Source organism: Tenacibaculum sp. HL-MS23 (genome assembly GCF_032463465.1).
Taxonomy (GTDB): Bacteria; Bacteroidota; Bacteroidia; order Flavobacteriales; family Flavobacteriaceae; genus Polaribacter; species Polaribacter bernardetii.
The window spans coordinates 2,165,332-2,185,318 of sequence record NZ_CP135989.1; the positions used below are offsets into that span (position 1 = coordinate 2,165,332).

18 protein-coding genes and 3 tRNA genes are annotated in these 19,987 nt (G+C 31.7%); 5 read left to right on the forward strand and 16 right to left on the reverse strand.

The genetic code is table 11. From position 1 onward, the window contains the following. Positions 1 to 77: 77 nt before the first annotated feature. A complete protein-coding gene (locus RRF68_RS10095) occupies positions 78 to 1,037 on the forward strand; it encodes an endonuclease/exonuclease/phosphatase family protein (protein WP_315944263.1) in 960 nt (319 codons plus the stop codon). Positions 1,038 to 1,090: 53 nt separating this feature from the next. Here RRF68_RS10095 and glmS read toward each other — a convergent pair whose 3' ends face one another. Genes glmS through RRF68_RS10110 form a run of 3 tightly spaced genes read right to left on the reverse strand, consistent with a single transcriptional unit; the run spans position 1,091 to position 5,380 of the window. Further along, on the reverse strand, positions 1,091 to 2,947 hold the full coding sequence (gene glmS / locus RRF68_RS10100; protein WP_315944264.1) for a glutamine--fructose-6-phosphate transaminase (isomerizing): 1,857 nt from the start codon (positions 2,945 to 2,947) through the stop codon (positions 1,091 to 1,093). A gap of 7 nt (positions 2,948 to 2,954) precedes the next feature. Beyond that, a complete protein-coding gene (locus RRF68_RS10105; protein ID WP_315944265.1) occupies positions 2,955 to 4,553 on the reverse strand; it encodes a DUF4270 family protein in 1,599 nt (532 codons plus the stop codon). Between the two features lie 8 nt (positions 4,554 to 4,561). Further along, positions 4,562 to 5,380: a glycogen/starch synthase gene (locus RRF68_RS10110; RefSeq protein WP_218772006.1), complete on the reverse strand. Its 819-nt coding sequence runs from the start codon at positions 5,378 to 5,380 to the stop codon at positions 4,562 to 4,564. Positions 5,381 to 5,476: 96 nt separating this feature from the next. On the opposite strand from RRF68_RS10110, the gene panC reads away from it, so the two are divergent. The 4 genes from panC (at position 5,477) to radA (ending at position 9,398) form a co-directional block, all read left to right on the forward strand. Then, positions 5,477 to 6,322: a pantoate--beta-alanine ligase gene (gene panC, locus RRF68_RS10115; protein WP_218772007.1), complete on the forward strand. Its 846-nt coding sequence runs from the start codon at positions 5,477 to 5,479 to the stop codon at positions 6,320 to 6,322. A gap of 48 nt (positions 6,323 to 6,370) precedes the next feature. Further along, complete coding sequence (panD, locus tag RRF68_RS10120; RefSeq protein ID WP_218772008.1) at positions 6,371 to 6,721, forward strand: aspartate 1-decarboxylase; 351 nt, start codon at positions 6,371 to 6,373, stop codon at positions 6,719 to 6,721. Positions 6,722 to 6,723: 2 nt separating this feature from the next. Continuing rightward, the gene (locus RRF68_RS10125) at positions 6,724 to 7,671 is read left to right on the forward strand and encodes a lysylphosphatidylglycerol synthase transmembrane domain-containing protein (protein ID WP_315944266.1); all 948 of its coding nucleotides are present in this window, start codon (positions 6,724 to 6,726) and stop codon (positions 7,669 to 7,671) included. Positions 7,672 to 8,036: 365 nt separating this feature from the next. Beyond that, positions 8,037 to 9,398 carry a DNA repair protein RadA gene (gene radA, locus RRF68_RS10130; protein ID WP_315944267.1) on the forward strand — a complete coding sequence of 454 codons (1,362 nt, stop codon included), beginning with the start codon at positions 8,037 to 8,039 and terminating at the stop codon, positions 9,396 to 9,398. Positions 9,399 to 9,437: 39 nt separating this feature from the next. On the opposite strand, the gene RRF68_RS10135 is transcribed toward radA, so the two are convergent. The 13 genes from RRF68_RS10135 to RRF68_RS10195 all read right to left on the reverse strand — a co-directional run bounded on the left by RRF68_RS10135 (position 9,438) and on the right by RRF68_RS10195 (position 19,830). Beyond that, positions 9,438 to 10,430, reverse strand: coding sequence for a YaaC family protein (locus tag RRF68_RS10135; protein WP_315944268.1), 993 nt, complete (start codon positions 10,428 to 10,430; stop codon positions 9,438 to 9,440). Between the two features lie 115 nt (positions 10,431 to 10,545). Continuing rightward, positions 10,546 to 12,741: a transglycosylase domain-containing protein gene (locus RRF68_RS10140; RefSeq protein WP_315944269.1), complete on the reverse strand. Its 2,196-nt coding sequence runs from the start codon at positions 12,739 to 12,741 to the stop codon at positions 10,546 to 10,548. A gap of 65 nt (positions 12,742 to 12,806) precedes the next feature. Continuing rightward, entirely contained in the window at positions 12,807 to 13,637 is an 831-nt protein-coding gene (locus tag RRF68_RS10145) for a hypothetical protein (RefSeq protein WP_315944270.1), read from the reverse strand. 138 nt (positions 13,638 to 13,775) lie between these two features. Beyond that, positions 13,776 to 14,744, reverse strand: coding sequence for an arsenosugar biosynthesis arsenite methyltransferase ArsM (gene arsM, locus RRF68_RS10150; RefSeq protein WP_218772014.1), 969 nt, complete (start codon positions 14,742 to 14,744; stop codon positions 13,776 to 13,778). A 72-nt stretch (positions 14,745 to 14,816) separates the two neighbouring features. Beyond that, positions 14,817 to 15,632 carry a purine-nucleoside phosphorylase gene (locus tag RRF68_RS10155; RefSeq protein ID WP_315944271.1) on the reverse strand — a complete coding sequence of 272 codons (816 nt, stop codon included), beginning with the start codon at positions 15,630 to 15,632 and terminating at the stop codon, positions 14,817 to 14,819. Positions 15,633 to 15,722: 90 nt separating this feature from the next. Further along, a complete protein-coding gene (locus RRF68_RS10160) occupies positions 15,723 to 16,322 on the reverse strand; it encodes a TIGR04282 family arsenosugar biosynthesis glycosyltransferase (protein ID WP_315944272.1) in 600 nt (199 codons plus the stop codon). Further along, positions 16,315 to 16,809, reverse strand: coding sequence for a rhodanese-like domain-containing protein (locus tag RRF68_RS10165; protein WP_315944273.1), 495 nt, complete (start codon positions 16,807 to 16,809; stop codon positions 16,315 to 16,317). The genes RRF68_RS10160 and RRF68_RS10165 overlap by 8 nt, the downstream gene beginning before the upstream one ends. A gap of 115 nt (positions 16,810 to 16,924) precedes the next feature. Beyond that, positions 16,925 to 17,977, reverse strand: a complete 1,053-nt coding sequence (gene arsS, locus RRF68_RS10170) for an arsenosugar biosynthesis radical SAM (seleno)protein ArsS (RefSeq protein WP_315944274.1) — start codon at positions 17,975 to 17,977, stop codon at positions 16,925 to 16,927. Positions 17,978 to 18,112: 135 nt separating this feature from the next. After that, positions 18,113 to 18,448 carry an arsenosugar biosynthesis-associated peroxidase-like protein gene (locus RRF68_RS10175; RefSeq protein WP_218772019.1) on the reverse strand — a complete coding sequence of 112 codons (336 nt, stop codon included), beginning with the start codon at positions 18,446 to 18,448 and terminating at the stop codon, positions 18,113 to 18,115. 73 nt (positions 18,449 to 18,521) lie between these two features. Continuing rightward, positions 18,522 to 19,229, reverse strand: coding sequence for a DUF547 domain-containing protein (locus RRF68_RS10180; protein ID WP_315944275.1), 708 nt, complete (start codon positions 19,227 to 19,229; stop codon positions 18,522 to 18,524). 243 nt (positions 19,230 to 19,472) lie between these two features. Beyond that, a tRNA-Leu gene (locus tag RRF68_RS10185) sits at positions 19,473 to 19,556 on the reverse strand. A 65-nt stretch (positions 19,557 to 19,621) separates the two neighbouring features. After that, positions 19,622 to 19,705, reverse strand: a tRNA-Leu gene (locus tag RRF68_RS10190). Positions 19,706 to 19,758: 53 nt separating this feature from the next. Beyond that, a tRNA-Gly gene (locus tag RRF68_RS10195) sits at positions 19,759 to 19,830 on the reverse strand. Positions 19,831 to 19,987: the final 157 nt, after the last annotated feature.

Sequence of the window (19,987 nt, forward strand, 5' to 3'; positions counted from 1 at the left end):
TTACTTTTTATTATATTTTAAAGCACGCTATTTATAGCGTGCTTTTTTATTTAGTACTTTCGATGAAAATTTTTATAATGAGTAGATCTAAAAGAAAAAATACATTTACCATTGCTTTTTATAATGTAGAAAATTTATTTGATACCGTTAATAATCCTTTAACAGCGGATGACGATTTTACGCCTAAGAGTAAACGAAATTGGAATCATCAAAAGTATCTTCATAAAATTAAAAAACTAACCTCAGTTGTAAGTCAAATAGGGAGTAATCAATCGGCTTATCCGCCTATTATAGTTGGTTTAGCAGAGGTTGAAAATGCAAAAGTGGTTAAGGATTTAATTCGGCATAAAAATTTATCAAAATATAATTATAGTTATGTTCATTACGATTCGCCTGATGAAAGAGGTATCGATGTAGCTTTTATTTATAATAAAGATTTTTTTAAAGTTATTTCTACAAATACACATTCTCTCTATCTAAAAGATTCTGAAGGTGAGGTTGATTATACGCGGGATTTATTAGTTGTAAAAGGAAAGTTAAATGGCGAATTAGTACATGTTTTGGTCAATCATTGGCCATCGAGAAGAGATGGAGATGAAGAAACAAGTTTAAAACGTATTAAAGCAGCTAAACAAGCCCAGGAAGTAATAAAGAATATTAAATTAAAAGAAAAAAACGCTAAGTTTATTATTATGGGCGACTTTAATGATAATCCAATAAGTGAAAGTGTTAATAATTTTTTGGTTACTGATGATTTATACAATCCTATGAAACCTCTATTTAAAAAAGGAAAAGGAACTTCTACTTTTTATAAAGAATGGCATTTGTTCGATCAAATTATATTTTCAAGAGATTTTTTTGATTCGAGTAAAAGCAGATTTACTTTTGTAAAGGCCGATATTTTAAATAAAGAATGGTTGCGGTTTTATAAAGGGAAGTTTAAAAATAGCCAGTTTAGAACATATGTTGGACCATGGTATCAAGGAGGTTATTCAGATCATTTTCCTGTGTACCTTACTTTCGAAAAAGAAGTATAAAAAAATCCCGAGATACTATCTCGGGATTTTTTTATGTATATAATGATAACTATTTATTCAACAGTTACAGATTTAGCTAAATTTCTAGGCTGATCTACATTTTTTTCTAACATCACAGCTATATGATATGATAGTAATTGAAAAGGAATTGTAGTTAATAAAGGAGTAAAAGCTTCTTCAGTATCAGGAATTTCTATAACATGATCTGCAATTTCTTTTACAGTCATGTCACCTTCAGTTACGATGGCTATTATTTTACCACTTCTAGACTTTATTTCCTGAATATTACTAACCACTTTTTCATAATGTCCTCTACTTGTTGCTATTACAAAAATTGGCATATTTTCATCAATTAAAGCAATAGGACCATGTTTCATTTCTGCAGCAGGATAACCTTCTGCATGTATGTATGAAATTTCTTTTAGTTTTAATGCGCCTTCTAAAGCCACAGGAAAGTTAAATCCTCTACCTAAATATAAACAGTTTTTAGCATCTTTATAAACCTTTGCTATTTCTTTAATTTGTACATCGGTTTTTAGTAGTTTTTCTACTTGCGCTGGAATTTGTTGTAAGGCTTGTAAGTAACTATTTACAGCAGAAGTTGATAAAGTACCTTTTGCCTTAGCTAATTTTAAAGCAATTAAAGAAAGTACTGTTATTTGTGTTGTAAATGCTTTTGTTGATGCAACTCCAATTTCAGGACCAGCATGCGTATAAGCACCAGCATGTGTTTCTCTAGCGATAGAAGAACCAACAACATTACAGATTCCGAAAACAAATGCACCTTTAGATTTTGCTAATTTAATTGCCGCTAAAGTATCAGCTGTTTCTCCTGATTGAGAAATAGCAATAACCACATCATTTTCGTTAATAATCGGATTGCGATATCTAAATTCAGATGCATACTCCACTTCAACAGGAATACGAGCCATATCTTCAAAAAGATACTCTCCTACTAATCCGGCATGCCAAGAAGTACCACAAGCAACAATTATAATTCGGCTTGCATTGGTAAACTTAGAAATGTTATCATCAATACCAGCCATACGAATTATCCCTTCATTAGGTAACATTCTTCCTCTGTAGGTATCAATGATTGCTTTAGGTTGTTCGTAAATTTCTTTTAGCATAAAGTGATCATAACCTCCTTTTTCAATTTGCTCTAAGCTTAATTGAAGTTTTTGGATATTTGCATCGATTTCTTTATCTGTTTCGATTTTACGAATTTTTATACCTTTATTTTTTTTGATGATAGCTAATTCACCATCTTCTAAATAAATGGCATCTTTAGTATATTCAATAAAAGGAGAAGCATCAGAAGCAACAAAAAACTCTTCGTTGTTCTTTCCTACGCCAATTGCAATAGGACTTCCTAGCCTGGCTACAATTAGCTCGTTAGGTTTGTTTTTATCAAAAACAGCAATAGCATACGCTCCAATAACATTTGTAAGTGCTAATTGTACTGCTTTTCCTAATTTACAACCTTCATTTTTTTTAACTTCTTCAATAAGGTTTATTAAAACCTCAGTATCAGTATCACTTTTAAAGGTGTAACCTCTTGAAATTAATTCTTTTTTTATAGTGTCATAATTTTCTATAATTCCATTATGAACAATAACTAAGTCTTCTGATTTTGAAAAATGAGGATGAGAATTCGTATCATTAGGAACTCCATGAGTTGCCCAACGAGTGTGCCCGATTCCTATAGTTCCTTTTTTTCTTTTTTCATCATTATTGGTGATGATTTCTAGATCAGAAACTTTTCCTTTAGTTTTTGATAAGTGAATTTTTTCACCATCGTACATCATTATTCCTGCACTATCATAGCCTCTGTACTCAAGGCGTTTTAACCCGTTTATAACAATTGGGTAAGCATCTCTATGTCCTATGTATCCTGTGATTCCGCACATAATGTTTTTACTTTTCTTTTGTGTATGATATTTTTAAAACAGCTCTTTTTGTACCGTTAGCAGTTTCGCTTCCGTCTAATAAGGTAACTCCTCTAGGATTCCAGTTGTAGGTGCTAACATTTGTATCTAAAACACCATTTATTACAGGGTTATCTGTAGGGTTATTATATGTTTTTAAGACTAATGGAGAGTTGTCGTTTGTTGTGCCGTCTAATAAATCAGATAAGTAATCTGTTAATCTAAAAGAATATTTTTCAGGAGTTCCATCATCAGTTAAACTTAAATTACCGTCAAAAGTAGGAGCTTCTTTATATGCGTCAGAAAGTTGTGTAGGAGATATACTACCACTTCCGTTATCTTTTTCCTGATAGATGAATAAGCGTTGTGGAATAATGTTCTTATCAGTGTTAATTGTTTTATTTATATAAAAAGATAATAATGCATCATTAATTAGCCAGTTATTAGCTCTTAATTCCTGAAGTTTTACATCATCAAGAATTTTAATTCTAGCCATTGTTCCTGTTGTTCCCTGCACAGTAAAGTTATTTGCAGAAGGAGTAATTGTAGCAGGACTCGATTTATAAATACTGTTTCTTACACCAGATAAAGAATATGAAATAGTTTTCGGTAAATTGTCCTTAAATACTAAATCAGTAATACCTTCTTGTTTTTCAGACCTAGTGATTGTGTAGTGAAAATCTAGCGTAGCAGAAGTAATGCTTCCATTTATATTTAGAGGCACCATCGCTCCGTTGTTTCCTTCAGCTTTAACAATTAATCCTTTAAAGTAAGAATTAAAAGCATCAGTAGTTTTAAACTCATCACCATCAAGTTTATCCCAGAAAAGACTTTTCATTTTTTCCATATCTAAGGGAATGGTTAGGAAAGGAGCTTTGTTCGCTAGTCTTATAGTATTTTCATATGTATTACCGCTGCTAATGCCTCTTGTTAATACTAGTGCAGTATCAGAAGGATTCGGTTTAAAAGTAAATCCAATATCCTCATTTAATAACTCGAGTTGGTCGTAGTCATGATTAGACTGAAAGCTATTAGATTTCGTAGGATTATCTGGGTCTAATCTATTTAGAAAAGTACCATTTCTATATACCTTTAAAGAGGTTGCAATGTCTTTATTACCTAAAACAGAATCTAGCCTAAAAATTGGTCTTTCAGTAGTACCTGTACCTGTATTTGTAGCTTTGTAAGGTAGTTTAAGAACAACTTTATCTAGTACAAAAACAGAATCTATTTCTCCGTTTGCAGTAGCAGGCTGTAAATCTTTTATTCTTGGACTAGTTGCTAGTGATAACTGACTAACAAAAGAAGCTTCTATTGTCTTGTAATTGTCATTATTATATACACCAAGCCAATAGTCGCCTAAAGCACCGATACTTATATTATCGGCTCTAACTGATTTGTATATAGGTAAAGGATTCGATTCAGAAATATCAATTGTTTCAATTTCTACATCTAATAATATTTCTCCTGTTTCAAATTTAGTATTGTTAACAACACTACTTCCTACGTCACTAAAATCTTTTTCACACGATACTAAAGTTGCTAAACATAGCAAGCTAATACCTAAAACACCAATTTTTCTAATCATTTGTATTGTTATTCGCTTATTTCTAAAACGTTTTCTTTATAAAATTGTAAGTAAGCTTCTGATAAAACTTCTTCAGATTGATATTCTAAAACTTTTGTATCTTTTTCATCGATAAAAGCATTAATTTCATCTGGCAACACTTCACTACCTTTTATAATAGCGTCAGAGTTTTCAATAGCACTTTTTAAGATGCTAATTTCGTTTGGAGTAGCTAAAGTTGTTATTTTAGATTCATTAACTTTATCAAAACGAACCTTTTTGGCTAGATCGCCTTCTAATTCACCTTCAAAATTATTGTTGTAAATAGAAGTTACAATTTTACTTTCTGTAAAAAGTGGTTCTTCTTTGTAAAATTCCTTTAAATATAATGGAAGTAAAGAGGCCATCCACCCATGAACATGAATAATATCTGGCGCCCAATTTAGTTTTTTAACGGTTTCTACGACTCCTTTAGCAAAGAAAATCATACGTTCGTCGTTATCACTAAACATTTTGTCATCTTCATCAGAATATACAGCTTTACGCTTAAAGTATTCGTCGTTATCAATGAAATACACTTGCATTCTTTCTTTCGGAATAGAAGCAACTTTAATAATCAATGGCATATCCATATCATTAATTATTAAATTCATACCAGATAAACGAATTACTTCATGTAATTGATGTCTTCGCTCATTTATTACCCCATAACGAGGCATAAAAATACGGGTTTGAACTCCTTTAGAATGTGCGTTTTTAGCAACATTAAATGCAGTAGATGATAATTCTGTTTCAGGTAAATAAGGTATTACCTCTGATGAAACATATAATATTCTCTTATCCTTCATTAAATTCGTCTATTTTATTGAAGATGCAAAAATACGAAAATTTATGCTAAAATGATGTTAAATTGCTAATTTTGCACGCATTTCAACTATAATAGAATGAAAGTTTATAAAACTAAATCAGAATTAAAAGAATTTTTATCAAAAGTAAAAATCAAGAATAAATCTATCGGATTCGTTCCTACTATGGGTGCTTTGCACGAAGGGCATTTATCACTTGTTGAAAAGGCAAAACAAAAGAACGACATAACGGTTGTGAGTATTTTTGTGAACCCTACTCAATTCGATAATAAGGAGGATTTAGTTAAGTACCCAAAAACATTTGATAACGATTTTATGCTTTTGGAAAGTGTTGATTGCGATGTTTTGTTTTTTCCGTCTGTAGAAGAAATGTATAGTGAAAATATTGAATCAGAGTCTTTTAGTTTCGATGGTTTAGAGCATCAAATGGAAGGGAAATTTCGTGATGGTCATTTTAACGGAGTCGGAACTATTGTAAAAACATTATTTGAAATTGTGGAACCTGACGTTGCTTATTTCGGGAAAAAAGATTTTCAGCAGTTACAAATCATCAAAAAGATGGTTGAAAAAAATGCGCTTCCGGTAAAGATAAAAGGCTGTAATATTTATAGAGAAGAAGATGGTTTAGCAATGAGCTCACGTAATACAAGATTAACAAAAGAACATCGAAAATTAGCTCCTTTTATATATAAAACACTTAAAAAAGCAAAGAAGAAATTTGGCATAAATAGTGCAGTAGAAGTTACTGAATGGGTACAAAAACAGTTTCATAAACATTCTTTATTAGAATTAGAGTATTTTACAATAGCTAATGAAAAAACGTTAGAGACCATTGTAAAAAAAGAGCCTGAACATAAATATAGAGCTTTTATTGCTGTTTTTGCAGGAGAAATTAGATTGATAGATAATATCCGTTTAAAATAAAATCATTCAAAAACAACTCATTAATCATTAAAAAACTATTTTTGCATTATGTTAGTACAAGTAGTAAAATCTAAAATCCACCGCGTAAAAGTTACGGGTGCCGATTTAAATTATATAGGAAGCATTACCATTGATGAAGATTTAATGGATGCAGCGGGAATTATTGAAGGCGAACGTGTTCAGATTGTGAATAACAATAATGGCGAACGTTTAGAAACATATGCAATTCCAGGACCAAGAAATAGTGGAGAAATTACCTTAAACGGTGCAGCTGCCAGAAAAGTAGCAAAAGGCGATGTGTTAATACTAATCGTATACGCTTTTATGGAACTTGAAGAGGCTAAAAATTTTAAACCTTCTTTGGTTTTTCCTAACGAAGAAGATAATACCCTTACGTAATTTTGAATATTAAAAAAGCATTAAAAATTATACTACCTCTCGTTTTGGGAGGTTTTTTGGTTTGGTACTCTTTATCAAAAGTGTCTATAGCAACTTTGTTAGATTACTTTAAAGAGGCAAATTATTGGTGGATAGCTTTAGGGTTATTTTTCGGAATTTTAAGTCACTTGTCTAGAGCATATCGTTGGAAATTTTTACTAGAACCAATGGGATATAAGCCAGACTTTGGTAATAGCACCATGTCGGTTTTAGTAGCATACTTAGTTAATTATGCAGTGCCAAGAGCAGGAGAGGTTTCTCGTGCTGCGGTTATGACAAATTATGAAAACATTCCTTTCGAAAAAGGCTTCGGAACTATTGTAGCCGAAAGAATGGCGGATTTAATTATGATGTTAAGTATCATCGCAATTACATTATTTGTACAGTTCGATTTTATATATGAATTATTAACAAAGAATTTTAATCCACTTAAAATAGGGGCGATATTAGCAGTTCTTATCTTAGTTGGATTTATCTTTTTGAGATATGTAAAAAAAGCAACATCAGGAATTGGTCTAAAAATAAAAAACTTTATTTCAGGATTAGTTGAAGGAGTTATGAGCATATTTAAAATGAAGAATAAATGGGCATTTATTTTTCATACCGTATTTATTTGGTTAATGTATATACTTATGTTTTGGGCAACAATACCCGCAATAGATGGCTTAAGTGTTCCTTTAGGAGGTGTTTTAATTGGTTTTATTGCAGGCGGATTTAGTATAGCAGCAACCAACGGAGGTATCGGTTTATATCCGGTAGCTGTTGCAGGTGCATTGGCTTTATTTGGTATTGCAGAAGAACCAGCAACCGCTTTTGGTTGGATTATGTGGACAGCCCAAACGGCAATGATTATTGTTTTTGGAGGCTTAGCATTCTTGTTATTACCTATCTACAATAAAAATAAAAAGTAATAGGGCGTTACCTTCCAGGTCGCGCTTTCGCTACTCGCTTTTTTTTAAAAAACAAAAAAGAGCTCAAACATGCCGCTCAATCGCTAACGCAGTTTCTTTATAAATTTTAGTTATAAACTATTTTTGTTCGGCCGTGTTTAAGAAGCTGTTTTCGTGATTATAAAAATCATAGTACCGTCATACTAAATTTATTTCAGCATCGCATAACTTTGGTAAATTAGAAACTAAAATAAATTCAGTTTTAGGGATCAATATTTTTTAGAATAAAATTTATACAGTCGCTAAAAATAATCAATAGTATTAGATATTAGTTTGTAACTTTGAACATTACTATTGAGTATTTTAAAACTTCCAATCTATTTTAAATGGCCAAAACCAAAACTACTTTTTTCTGTCAAAACTGCGGAGCGCAACATGCGCAATGGGCAGGACAATGTAATACTTGTAAAGAATGGAATACCATTGTTGAAGAGGTAATTCAGAAAGAAGAAAAACGAGTTTGGAAAAGTCCTGAAAACAATAAAAAAAGAGTTTCTACACCTTTAAGAGTACAAGATATTCAGTTAAACCCTGAAGAACGTGTTGAAACAAAAAATAACGAATTAGACACTGTTTTAGGTGGCGGAATTGTAAAAGGTGCCGTTGTTTTATTAGGTGGTGAACCCGGAATTGGTAAATCGACGTTGTTATTGCAAATCGCTTTAAAAATTCCCCAAAAAGTATTGTACGTTTCGGGTGAAGAAAGTCAGTCGCAAATTAAAATGCGTGCGGAACGTTTAGAAGCTACAAATTCTAATTGCTTAATTCTTACTGAAACCAATACACAGCAAATATTTAAAAATATAGAAGAAGTTAAACCAGATGTTTTGGTGATTGATTCTATTCAAACCCTACATACAAATTCTATTGAAGCTTCACCGGGAAGTATTTCTCAAATCCGTGAAACTTCAGCAGAACTTATAAAATTCGCCAAAGAAACTTCAACTCCGGTATTATTAATTGGTCATATTAATAAAGAAGGACACATTGCTGGTCCTAAAATTTTAGAACACATGGTAGATGTTGTTTTACAGTTTGAAGGCGACAGAAATCATACGTATCGTATTTTACGCTCACAGAAAAACCGATTTGGTTCTACTGCCGAACTCGGAATTTACGAAATGCTATCAACCGGATTACGAGAAGTATCTAATCCGTCTGAAATATTAATTTCAAAAAAAGATGCTGATTTAAGCGGAACCGCAATTGCATCAACTTTAGAAGGTATTCGTCCTTTAATGATCGAAATTCAGGCCTTGGTTTCTACCGCAGTTTACGGTACGCCACAACGCTCTACAACAGGTTATAATTTAAAAAGATTGCACATGATTTTAGCTGTTCTAGAAAAAAGAGCAGGTTTTAAATTAGGAGCAAAAGATGTTTTTTTAAATGTTACAGGCGGAATTCATGTAGATGATCCTGCTATTGATTTAGCGGTTGTTGCAGCGATTTTATCATCGAATCAAGATTTAGCGATTAATCCGAATGTTTGTTTTGCTGCTGAAGTTGGTTTGGCAGGAGAAATACGACCAGTTTCTAAAATAGATCAACGTATTTTAGAAGCTGAAAAACTAGGGTATAAAACTTTAGTAGCCTCGAAATACAATAAAATATCTTCTAAAAACCACGGTATAAAACTAGTTTTGGTTGGTAAAATAGAAGAGGCTTTTGCTACGTTGTTTGCTTAGATTTTGTTAACGACTTAATATCATCTCTTGCAATAATTTTTACTTTTCAAACTCAAAGGGAGATTCGATAAAATCTATAATTATTTGTGGATATTTTTCTTGTAAGAAGTCCATTAAATTAGTTGTGAAAGGAAGAATACTGTCGTTTTTAATTCCGCTATTAATATTGTTCCAAGTGGTTGGGTAATACCTTGATATCGTTCCAAAAATAAATGAAATTGCGAACATTTTAGATATATCATTCATAAATATATACTCATTAAAGGGTGGAATTACATAGGGGGCACCTATTACATCAAAAGAACTTGCCCATTTTTGACATAAATGAGGGTGAAATTTTCCGTCATAAATTATTTTTGAAATTAAATTCCCCTCGGTGATTACAGAATTTCTGAAGACGTTATCAGGAAATATTATATTCAATAATTCTTTACCCTGAACCTCAATCTCTGTTTTCGAAATTTCTTTACGTTTTAGATTATTTAATTTTCTTGAAGGAATTTTAAGCCCCAACCAAGATTCAGTAGATTTTTTTAAATCAGGAAAAGAATAAGATAATTCTTTTAAATTAAATTCATAGTCACCTTCATAGATAAGATATTCTGCGTGCCAATTAATTCCATTACTTCCAGCACGAAAATAAGATTTGTTTTTAGTTGCAGTAATTAATTCTTTGAAAGTTCCATTAGAGCTTTTTACAATAATATCTTCCAATTTTCCAGACTCTGCAATTTTTGACCAATTGGTTATTTTTAAGCCATGAGAAGGTTTAATATTGTTTTCTCTTGCTTTTTTATTTAAAATTAAAATGAGACCTCTACTTAGAGAAACAATTCCATAATATAGAAGTAAAGGTTTTACTGAAATATTAGCAACTTTAACAGAGTCAAAATAGCCTCTTCCTTGTTTGAATGCAGAAACTATTTCGTATGCTTTAGTTGAGTTCAGTTCAAAATCATATTTTTTTTTAATATATCTTTTTACTAAATCCTTACTTTCAAACTCTCTTAAAAAGTGCCAAGTATCGTTCATCTTAAATTATAGCTAATTTTATTATGTCCCAAGTTTAAATTCGCTAACTCAGTTGTTAGCTAAGTTATAGTAAAACAAGTTAAAAATAAAACTAAGCACTTCAAAAATGTAAAGACTACTCTTCCTTCTTTTTCTTCTTACCAAAAAGTCTATTAAAAAAACCCTTAATTCCTTTTTGTCTGTAAGGAGGGCATTTTATTGATTCGTAAACATCTTGCGGAATATCAAAATCGGTCAAGTATTTTTTACTTAGCTCGGCATCTTTCTCTATTTCTTTAATAATATTGGCAACAATAGGTAAGGCCAATGACGAGCCAGAACCTTTTCCGCTTTTAAAATGTATGGTGTTTTTTGAAGTTCCTACCCAAGTACCAAAAACAATATTGGGCGTATAGGCAAGAAACCATGCATCTGTATAATCTTGCGCGGTACCTGTTTTTGCAGCGAGCTGACTTTTAATTTTATAAGTGTTTCTAATCTTAGCTCCCGTACCTTGATCAACAGCTTTTTGTAAAATAGCTGTTAGTGTCTCAGTAGTTTCTTTTTTAAAGACTTCTTCGGCCTTCTGTTCTTTACTTTCATAAATAATAGCACCTTCTTTATCAGTAATTTTAGTAATCATGTACAAGTCGTTCATATTACCATTATTAGCAAAGCTCCCGTACGCTTTTGTTATTTCAGACAATGATAAGTCTAAGGTTCCTAAAGCAATAGACGGAGCGTTATTGGTAATTTTAGGAAACTGTAGTTTTTCACAGTAATTGATTAATAATTCTCTTTCGAGCTTAAAATAAAGATCGATAGTTGGTAAATTCATAGAATGAATTAAGGCATTCCATAGTGCAACTTTATTATCTGGAGTAGTTTTATAATCGGCATTTTGAGGTTTCCAATTATTAAATTCGGGATATGTTTTTTCTTCGTTGTCAAAATAGTCGCAAGGCGAAATACCATTTTCTAATGCGGTAGCATATAAAACTGGTTTAAAAGCAGAAGCTATTTGACGATGCGATAAAACCATATCAAAAGGAAGCATTTTAAAATTATTACCACCAACCCAACTAATTACTGCTCCGTTTTTAGGATTTGTAACCAATACAGACGCGTTAAGCATTTTTGCATAATGCCATAAACTATCAATTTTAGTACCTGTTATTGTTTTAGTGCTGTCCCAGTCGAACAACTTAAAGGTTTTGTTTTGTTTGTCTTTTTCAGAAGAAAAACGATTCTTTTTTAACCAACTGTTTTTTAAAATATTTGATAGTAATTCTTTATCTAGCTCTTTTTGTTTAACTATAAGTTGCTCTTTAGCGGATTTTTCGGCGATTTTTTGAACTTTGTAATTTAACGTAGTGTATATTTTTAAACCGTCGGCCTCTATATTGTGTTTTATGTTTCTTGTTTTATTAATGCTATCTATTATTTTAATAGCTTTTTTCTTTACTTGATAAGAAAAATAACCAGCAGTTGTTTTTAAATCGAGGTTTTTATAGCTTAGTGTGAGTGGTAATTTTTGTAAACTGTCTGTAGTTTTGGTAGTTAAATACTGTTCGTTTTTCATAAGCTGCAGCACAATATTTCTTCTGCTTAAAGCATTTTCAGGGTTCAACCTTGGGTTGTAATAGGTGTTTGCTTTTAACATACCAACCAACACCGCAGATTCTTCAGCATTTAACTCATTTGTCTTTTTGTTAAAAAATCGATTAGCGGCAGATTCTATCCCAAAAATATTTTCACCAAAAGGAACCGAATTAAAATACAATTGAAGTATCTCGTTTTTAGAATATAAGCCTTCCATTCTACTAGCAATAATAAGTTCTTTAATCTTATTTATGGGCAGGCTTAAAAAACCGTGATATTTTCGTCCGTATAAGTTTTTAATTAATTGTTGCGTAATTGTACTTCCGCCACCACCAGAAGCATCTTGCATTAAAATACTTTTAAATAATACTCTTGCATAGCTCTGACCATCGTAACCATTATGAGTATAAAAACGTTTATCTTCAGTAGCAACTAAAGCTTCTTTTAAATGATTTGGTATTTGTGATATGTTGATGTTAGTTCGGTTTTCTGTAAAGATTTTACCGATAATTACATCATCCGAAGAATATATTAAAGAGGCTTCTTCATTTATTACAGATGATAATTTTTCGTTGTTAGGTAAAGCGCCAAACACTTCAAAATACACCAAAGAGAATAGTAGCATTATTAATAGCAATATAAAAATAGCCAAAGCCGTTACGTATTTTAATAAACGGATTAAAGTTTTCTTTTCTATAAGCTTATGGTATATTTCTTTAAATGTTTTCATCAGGCTATTAGTCAAATTCTGTTTTTCAAGATTTTTATTACTTAGAGTTTTAAAGAACTCTTAATTTATTTTTTAAACTCAGCAATTTTTATACCGTTGTTAAACTTTATGTTTGTCCAGTTTACAAATATCCAAGGTTTATTGGTTACTTCTGCATTCCAATTAGAGTTTTTGTATTTTCTTTTTGTAGGTATAAGTAAGCCTTCAATATTTTCGTACTGCAATTTCATTAAAAAAGGATCAGTTTTACCAAAATCAACAACAGTAAAAAGAAACTGATCTATTAATTTAGTGTTTTTATTAATGTATAATTGATATACATCCTTTGGTTTATTGTCTTTAGAATTAAACGTAATTTTAACAATATCATATTCGTTATTACCAATGTTTTCTTCTTTTAAGTATTCATAATTTACACCTGGATCTAATAATTTCTGAATCATGGTAAACCAATAAAAGTTGGTAGGTCTGTTAAAAGCAACTCTTTTTAAAGCAACAGAATCTAAAATAATTTTTCCGTTATTTTTTAGCCAAAATTCTTTACCATCATAACCTTGCTCGATATTACCTGATAAATGCGTAAGCGTTCTTTCGTGTTTAGTATACAAACCATAAGACAACTCGTTATTAAATATATATTTTTCGGTTGATGTATCTGTTTTGCCATCCGGAGTTTTATAAGTATACGTATAAATCACATCTTTCTTTGATGAAAGTTTACTGTAATTACCTGTTTTTTCTACCGTTTGATATACTAATTGATGTGCTTTGTTTTTAAATTGAATATTGTTTGTTGCTATAGCTGGTTTTATTTCTGTTATATCTTTTTTGATGTTTTGTTTACAAGAAGATAAAGTAAGTATTGCAGTGATGCAAATTGCTATGAGTATTCTCATTTTTGTTGTTTTTTAATATTATTGTCTAGTAGCTAATTTTATGCAAAGCTATTAGAAAAGGGGTGAAGGTTAAAACTTTTTTTATTAAACAAAAAGAACCTCATAATTACATGAGGTTCTTTATAGGTTTTACTGTTTTTAACAACATCCACCACCATCATAATGATAGGTAGATTCTGAGAAGAAAATATCATCTCTGCCTAAAGCTTTTAAAGCTGCGGCAGTTTTATCGCAAATAGCTAGTGGCTGATTTTTTAATAAAGTATGTCCTAATCCGTCATCAAAATAATCTTCATCACCGTAATATATAGCTGCTTTTCCTGTAAAAATACAAGGACCATCCGCTGGCATTGGATCTTTAATTGCGGCAACTTCAATAGATTCTATATAAATTAATTCATCTGTTGGATAATTCTTTGGGTCTAAAATACGGTATGGCTTACGAGCTCTAATTTCTATGGTTCCGAAACCAGCATCTGTTAATGCTTTTACATAATCGGCAATTGTTAAACTACCGCTTAAACATAAGGCACGTAAACGTTCGTCGTTACGTAATTCTTCATTCATCTCTTGCTCACAAGTAGGGTCGCTCATCACTAATTTTCCGTGAGGCTTTATTACTCGGTACATTTCTGCAATTGCCTTCTTTAAATCATCCGATTTAAAAATGTTGAATAAACAGTTTTGGGCAGCAACATCAATTGAATTATCATCAACAGGTAAGTTCATAGCATCACCTTTGCGTAAATCAACAAAATCGCTTTTAAACCAATCGTTTTGTTCTTCGGCAACGATAAAGTTTTTGCGAGATGCTTCTAACATTTCATCAACTACATCTAAACCAATAACCCCACCTTTATTTCTGTTGAAATAGGCAAATTGTAATAATTCCATTCCGCCACCAACACCAACATATAACATTTTTGGATTGTTGGTTAAATCGCGTGCATGTACTGTAGAACCACAACCGTAGTTCATTTCTTGCATGATTTTAGGAATTTTTAAACCAGGTAATTCCCAAATAGGATTTGTGGTACAGCACAAGCCAACATCTGGCGTTAAAGCTGCTTCTTTATATACATTGTGTGTGGTTTCTAAGTAACTCATTTGTTTTGTGTTTATGTTAATGCGAAGAAGTATAATAAGGGAATAGATTCCTTAACTTCGTTCGGAATGACTTTATAATTTATTAATTAGTTCTTTAAATAAAGTAATCATTTTTGGTTCTGCTTTACCAGCAACAGCAATGATTTCGGCAATATCTACAGGTTGTAAATCCTTAGGGTCACATTCGTCTGTTAAAACCGAAATAGCAGCACATGGTAAATTTAACTGTTTTGCAACAATAACTTCTGGTACCGTACTCATACCAACAGCATCAGCTTCTAAAATTTGCAGCATTCGGTATTCGGCTCTGGTTTCTAATTGCGGACCTACAACACTTGCATACATTCCTTCATGTAACTGAATGTCGTTTGCTATTGCAATTTCTTTCAGCAGACCATTAATTTTTTTCGAATAAGGCTCAAGCATATCCGCAAAAATGTTTCCGAAATCATTGGCTCCTTTAAATGCTAATGGCGAACCTCCTTGAAGGTTTAAATGATCTTCTAATAACATTAAATCTCCTTTTTTATAAGTAAGATTAATGGCACCTGCAGCATTAGAAATTAATAGAGTATTGATTCCTAAACTATGCATTGTTCTAATTCCATAGGTAACTTCCCAAAGATTGTAGCCTTCGTATACATGAAAACGCCCAGACATCACGAGTACTTTTTTTCCTGATAAAGTTCCGTAAATTAATTTACCTGAATGAAATTCGACTGTTGCTTGTGGAAAATTAGGAATATCAGCATACGCGATTTCTTTTTCGATATTTATCTCGTTAACTAATTTTCCTAAACCTGTTCCTAAAACAATTCCGATTTCAGGATTTATAATTCCGTTAGATTTTAAAAAATCTGTTGTTTCTTGTAGTTGTTGTTTTTTCATTTGTACTGAACTTATTTAAGTTCTTTTGTTAGGTCGAGCGCAGTCGAGACCTTAATTAAAATCTCTCGACTGCGCTCGAGAAAACATTATTTATAAAAAGTGTTGAAATGCTTTGTGGTTTTTAATGTCATCAAAAACATCAACATCATTAAGTTCTTCTAATAAATGCACGCTTACTTTATGTAAGTCCTTAAGTGTGTCTTTTCTTACTGTTGCTGTGCCCCATTTTTTATTTTTAAAAATAGCGGATTGCAGATTTTTCATTCCTAAAAGATAATAACCACCATCTTCAGCAGGGCCAATTACTACATCATTAGTATCTAGTTTAGAAAAGGCATCGTTGATGTGATTTGGAGTTAAATCGTATAAATCGCTACCAACAATCATTATTTTTTCATAACCTGCTTCAAATCCGTCTTTAAAAGCATTTAACATTCTAATGCCTAAATCTTCGCCTTCTTGCTGGTGTTTTTTAAATACATCGTTATTCCAAATATCATTTTCACGAACTTTAACCGAGTAGTAAACCGCTTTATCGCAAGGTAAATTGGTTGTAACTTCTTTGGTTTTATCGAGCAGGAATTTGTAAATATCTAAAGCAGTTTCATCACCAACTGTTTTGGCTAAGCGTGTTTTTGCTTTTCCTAATTCAGGGTTTCTTGTGAAGATTAATAATAAGTTTTTAGTCATAAACTTTTTCTCCTTTTAAGAGCCACTTGCTCCATCGTTTGTTAAAAGTATGTATTTTTTCTGTATTATTACCTAAAGTATCTTGTACTTTAAAGTTTGCGTTTTTCCATTCAAAAATTCCTCCGTAAAGATTATAAACATTTGTATACCCTTCTTTTATTAATTTAAGAGCAATTGCTTCAGAACGAATTCCTAAAGAGCAATAAACTACAATTTTAGCGTCTTTATCGTCGGGTAATTTTTGTGTAATTTCTGAGAGCTTAAAATTATTATAACCCACTAAAATGGCATTTTTTAAATGACTAACCTTAAACTCTTCGGCTTCTCTAGCGTCTAACAAAATGGTTTTTGTGTTGGGTAAAGCTAAAGTTTCTACAGATATATATGGAACGTTTTTAGTGTTGTGTTTTTTTAATAATTGATTTAAATCCTTCTGAGAAAAAGAGCTTAGAGAAATCAACAAGAAAAAGAAAATAAGTTTGTTCATTTTACTATACATAATTAGAAGCTGTTTCCTGCTTTCTGCACTCGCTCTCTGCGAGGAGCTCAAACAAATGCTTCAATCAGGGCTAGGCTTATTTACAAAAATTGTTACATTAAAGTTAAGCAACAACACCTTGGCAACTACTACCAGCGCCGGCAGTACAACCATAACAATGTTGATTGATAATTATATCTCTATCTTGTAATAACTCTTCGTTGTATTCTGAAATGTGTTTTACTTTCGAGTTAACTTTTAAGTTTAACATTTGATTAAAATCACAGTCATACAAATTTCCGTCCCAGCTTATCGATAATGTATTTGTACACATTACGTTTTCAACAGCCATCGGATTATAAGCCTCTACCAAAGAATGCATATATTCTTCATAATTTTCTGAAGCAATTAAATAGTCTAAAAATCTACTTATAGGTAAGTTTGTGATGGCAAATAAATTGTGAAAATCAATATTAAAATCATCTTTCAAAGCTTTTTTAAAGTCGTTCTCTAAAGCGGCTTGATCCCCAGGTAAAAAAGCTCCTGATGGATTGTAAACTAAATCTAATTTTAAATCAGACCCTTCAGTTCCGTATCCAACATCATTCAGCATTTGAAGCGCTTTAATAGATTTATCAAAAACACCATCACCGCGTTGCTTGTCAGTTTTTCCACGTGTCCAGTGCGGCATTGAAGAAACTACGTGTACATTGTGTTTTTTAAAGAACTCAGGTAAATCGTAGTATTTTTTATTTGCCCTTATAATAGTTAAGTTAGAGCGCACAATAAAATCTTTAATTCCTGCTTTTGATGCTTCTTCAACAAACCATCTAAAATTAGGGTTCATTTCTGGTGCGCCACCTGTTAAATCTAACGTATGTGCTTCTGTTTTTTTAATAACATCTAAGCATTGCTGCATGGTTTCGGTTGTCATGATCTCTTTACGATCAGGGCCAGCATCTACATGGCAGTGCGCACAAACCTGGTTACACATATAACCTAAGTTAATTTGAAGAATTTCTAGCTTTTTAGGGCGAAGCGGAAACTGATTTGTTTCCTTTATTTTTTTAGCAAACGTTGGCAATTCTCCATTAGCGAAAATTCCGTTTGATAAAATTTCTAATTGACGTTGTGTATTTGCCAAGTCGTTATTTCTTGCTTGAAGGGACTTTTTCATCTTTATATTTTAGTTTCTGTCAAGTCGAGAGCAGTCGAGAGCTAAATATTACCTCTTGATAAACTACGTTCACTACTTTCAATAAAGCTAACTTTATTTTAGTAATTCTCGAAGAGACACTTTTGAAGATAGTTTTTACATTTCTAACTTATTCACTTTATTCATCATTTGAACTCCATGAACCAGTGTTGCACCGCTTTTAATTGCAGCACCAACATGTAATGCTTCCATCATTTCTTCTTTGGTAATTCCGCGCTCTAAACCATCTTTTGTATAAGCATCTATACAGTATGGGCATTGTTCTGTATGTGCAACAGCTAAGGCAATTAAACTTTTTTCACGAGCTGTTAAAGCACCTTCTTCAAATACTTTTCCGTAGTAATCAAAAAACTTAGTACCAAGCTCTTCATTCCATTCTGATATTTTTCCGAACTTACGCAAGTCCGCCGGATCGTAATATGTTTTTGACATGTGTTTTTTTTAGATTGAAAAGTAAAAATACAAATTGTTTAAAGGTTTCCTTGTTAAAAAGATATGATCTTATTTATTTTCCGTTTAAACTCCAGTCATATTTTAAAAAACTAACATTTGCTTTTGCATCTACTTTGGTATTAGAGTATTTGTTGATAAAATCGATTAAAGAGCTTTTTTTGGTGAAGTCTCCTTTAAACCATTCGAAAATTTTTGAAAGCTGTACGTCGTTTTCTGATATCTTATTTCTTGAAGAATCATTAATGAATTTTTTCATTAAGTTATTGGTTTTGCTTTCGTAATTTGCTTCCGTAAAAGCAAAATTACCTAATTGCGGACAAGAACCTGAAGCACAATTTACACCAACATGAATTTTTGGATCATTAAAATTTTTACGTAAAATTTGATGCTCAATATGATTTAAAGTGTAAGTTTTACCTCCAACTTTAGCAAACGGAATATTCCACGCATCCTTTCCTTCTTTTTTAATATTTAAAATACTTTTTAAAGGGTAGTTATCTAAGATTATTTTTATCGTGTAAGCATTATAAGCGTTTACCCAAAAGGCTTTGGTTTTTGCTGCAGACCAATTTCTTTGAGGTGTTGTTTTATTTAAATAGCTTAAATAAGAATCAAGTTTAACTTCATTTTTTTGTAGTTTCTTATAATCTACAAATCCAGTGCTATTAACATGTTCTTTTAGTAAAGTATTAAAAACACTTGTTTGACCAAATGAGTTTATAAAAAAAGTTAAGCTTAGTAATAAAAATATTTTACGCATAATTTTTTGTTTTAATCTAATAAGATAGACGTTGAGGTGCCTAATTAATTACAAATTATATGCCGTTTTAAATAAAAACAATTTGCATGCATGTAATCGGTTAGCTTTTTAAGGGTTTTAATTTAGGGATAATACTCGAGTTAAGCTTTAAAACGAAACAAAAATTATAGGAATCTTATATAAAGAGATAGGAGGGAAGTTTATAAAATAAAAAAACCTTAACAAATAAATGTTAAGGTTTAGTACTGAAGGCGGGACTTGAACCCGCACGACCCAAGGGTCATTGGATTTTAAGTCCAACGTGTCTACCAATTCCACCACTTCAGCTGGTATATCTATATGTTTTTGACTGCTTTCTTAAAATAAACCTCGCTAATAAAAGCGAGGTTTAGTACTGAAGGCGGGACTTGAACCCGCACGACCCAAGGGTCATTGGATTTTAAGTCCAACGTGTCTACCAATTCCACCACTTCAGCGTGATTTGATTGCATTACAATCAAACTTGGTATATTTTTTAAGAAAGTCTCAGAGCGAAAGACGGGATTTGAACCCGCGACCCCCACCTTGGCAAGGTGATGCTCTACCCCTGAGCTACTTTCGCGTAGTCAAAAATTATTTTAAAGAACGTTGCATTGCTTTCAATGCGGGTGCAAATATAACACCTTTTTTTAAACGGCAAAATAATTTTTTAATTTTTTTATATTTCGATTACTATTTTTTTTTATGGTCATTAAAGAAGAAAGAAATATCTTTGCGAA

Bases quoted from the DNA above. Each gene is read 5' to 3' on its own strand.
- RRF68_RS10095 (WP_315944263.1), top strand. From the start codon at position 78: ATGAGTAGATCTAAAAGAAAAAATACATTTACCATTGCTTTTTATAAT.
- glmS (WP_315944264.1), bottom strand. From the start codon at position 2,947: ATGTGCGGAATCACAGGATACATAGGACATAGAGATGCTTACCCAATT.
- RRF68_RS10105 (WP_315944265.1), bottom strand. From the start codon at position 4,553: ATGATTAGAAAAATTGGTGTTTTAGGTATTAGCTTGCTATGTTTAGCA.
- RRF68_RS10110 (WP_218772006.1), bottom strand. From the start codon at position 5,380: ATGAAGGATAAGAGAATATTATATGTTTCATCAGAGGTAATACCTTAT.
- panC (WP_218772007.1), top strand. From the start codon at position 5,477: ATGAAAGTTTATAAAACTAAATCAGAATTAAAAGAATTTTTATCAAAA.
- panD (WP_218772008.1), top strand. From the start codon at position 6,371: ATGTTAGTACAAGTAGTAAAATCTAAAATCCACCGCGTAAAAGTTACG.
- radA (WP_315944267.1), top strand. From the start codon at position 8,037: ATGGCCAAAACCAAAACTACTTTTTTCTGTCAAAACTGCGGAGCGCAA.
- RRF68_RS10135 (WP_315944268.1), bottom strand. From the start codon at position 10,430: ATGAACGATACTTGGCACTTTTTAAGAGAGTTTGAAAGTAAGGATTTA.
- RRF68_RS10140 (WP_315944269.1), bottom strand. From the start codon at position 12,741: ATGAAAACATTTAAAGAAATATACCATAAGCTTATAGAAAAGAAAACT.
- RRF68_RS10145 (WP_315944270.1), bottom strand. From the start codon at position 13,637: ATGAGAATACTCATAGCAATTTGCATCACTGCAATACTTACTTTATCT.
- arsM (WP_218772014.1), bottom strand. From the start codon at position 14,744: ATGAGTTACTTAGAAACCACACACAATGTATATAAAGAAGCAGCTTTA.
- RRF68_RS10155 (WP_315944271.1), bottom strand. From the start codon at position 15,632: ATGAAAAAACAACAACTACAAGAAACAACAGATTTTTTAAAATCTAAC.
- RRF68_RS10160 (WP_315944272.1), bottom strand. From the start codon at position 16,322: ATGACTAAAAACTTATTATTAATCTTCACAAGAAACCCTGAATTAGGA.
- RRF68_RS10165 (WP_315944273.1), bottom strand. From the start codon at position 16,809: ATGAACAAACTTATTTTCTTTTTCTTGTTGATTTCTCTAAGCTCTTTT.
- arsS (WP_315944274.1), bottom strand. From the start codon at position 17,977: ATGAAAAAGTCCCTTCAAGCAAGAAATAACGACTTGGCAAATACACAA.
- RRF68_RS10175 (WP_218772019.1), bottom strand. From the start codon at position 18,448: ATGTCAAAAACATATTACGATCCGGCGGACTTGCGTAAGTTCGGAAAA.
- RRF68_RS10180 (WP_315944275.1), bottom strand. From the start codon at position 19,229: ATGCGTAAAATATTTTTATTACTAAGCTTAACTTTTTTTATAAACTCA.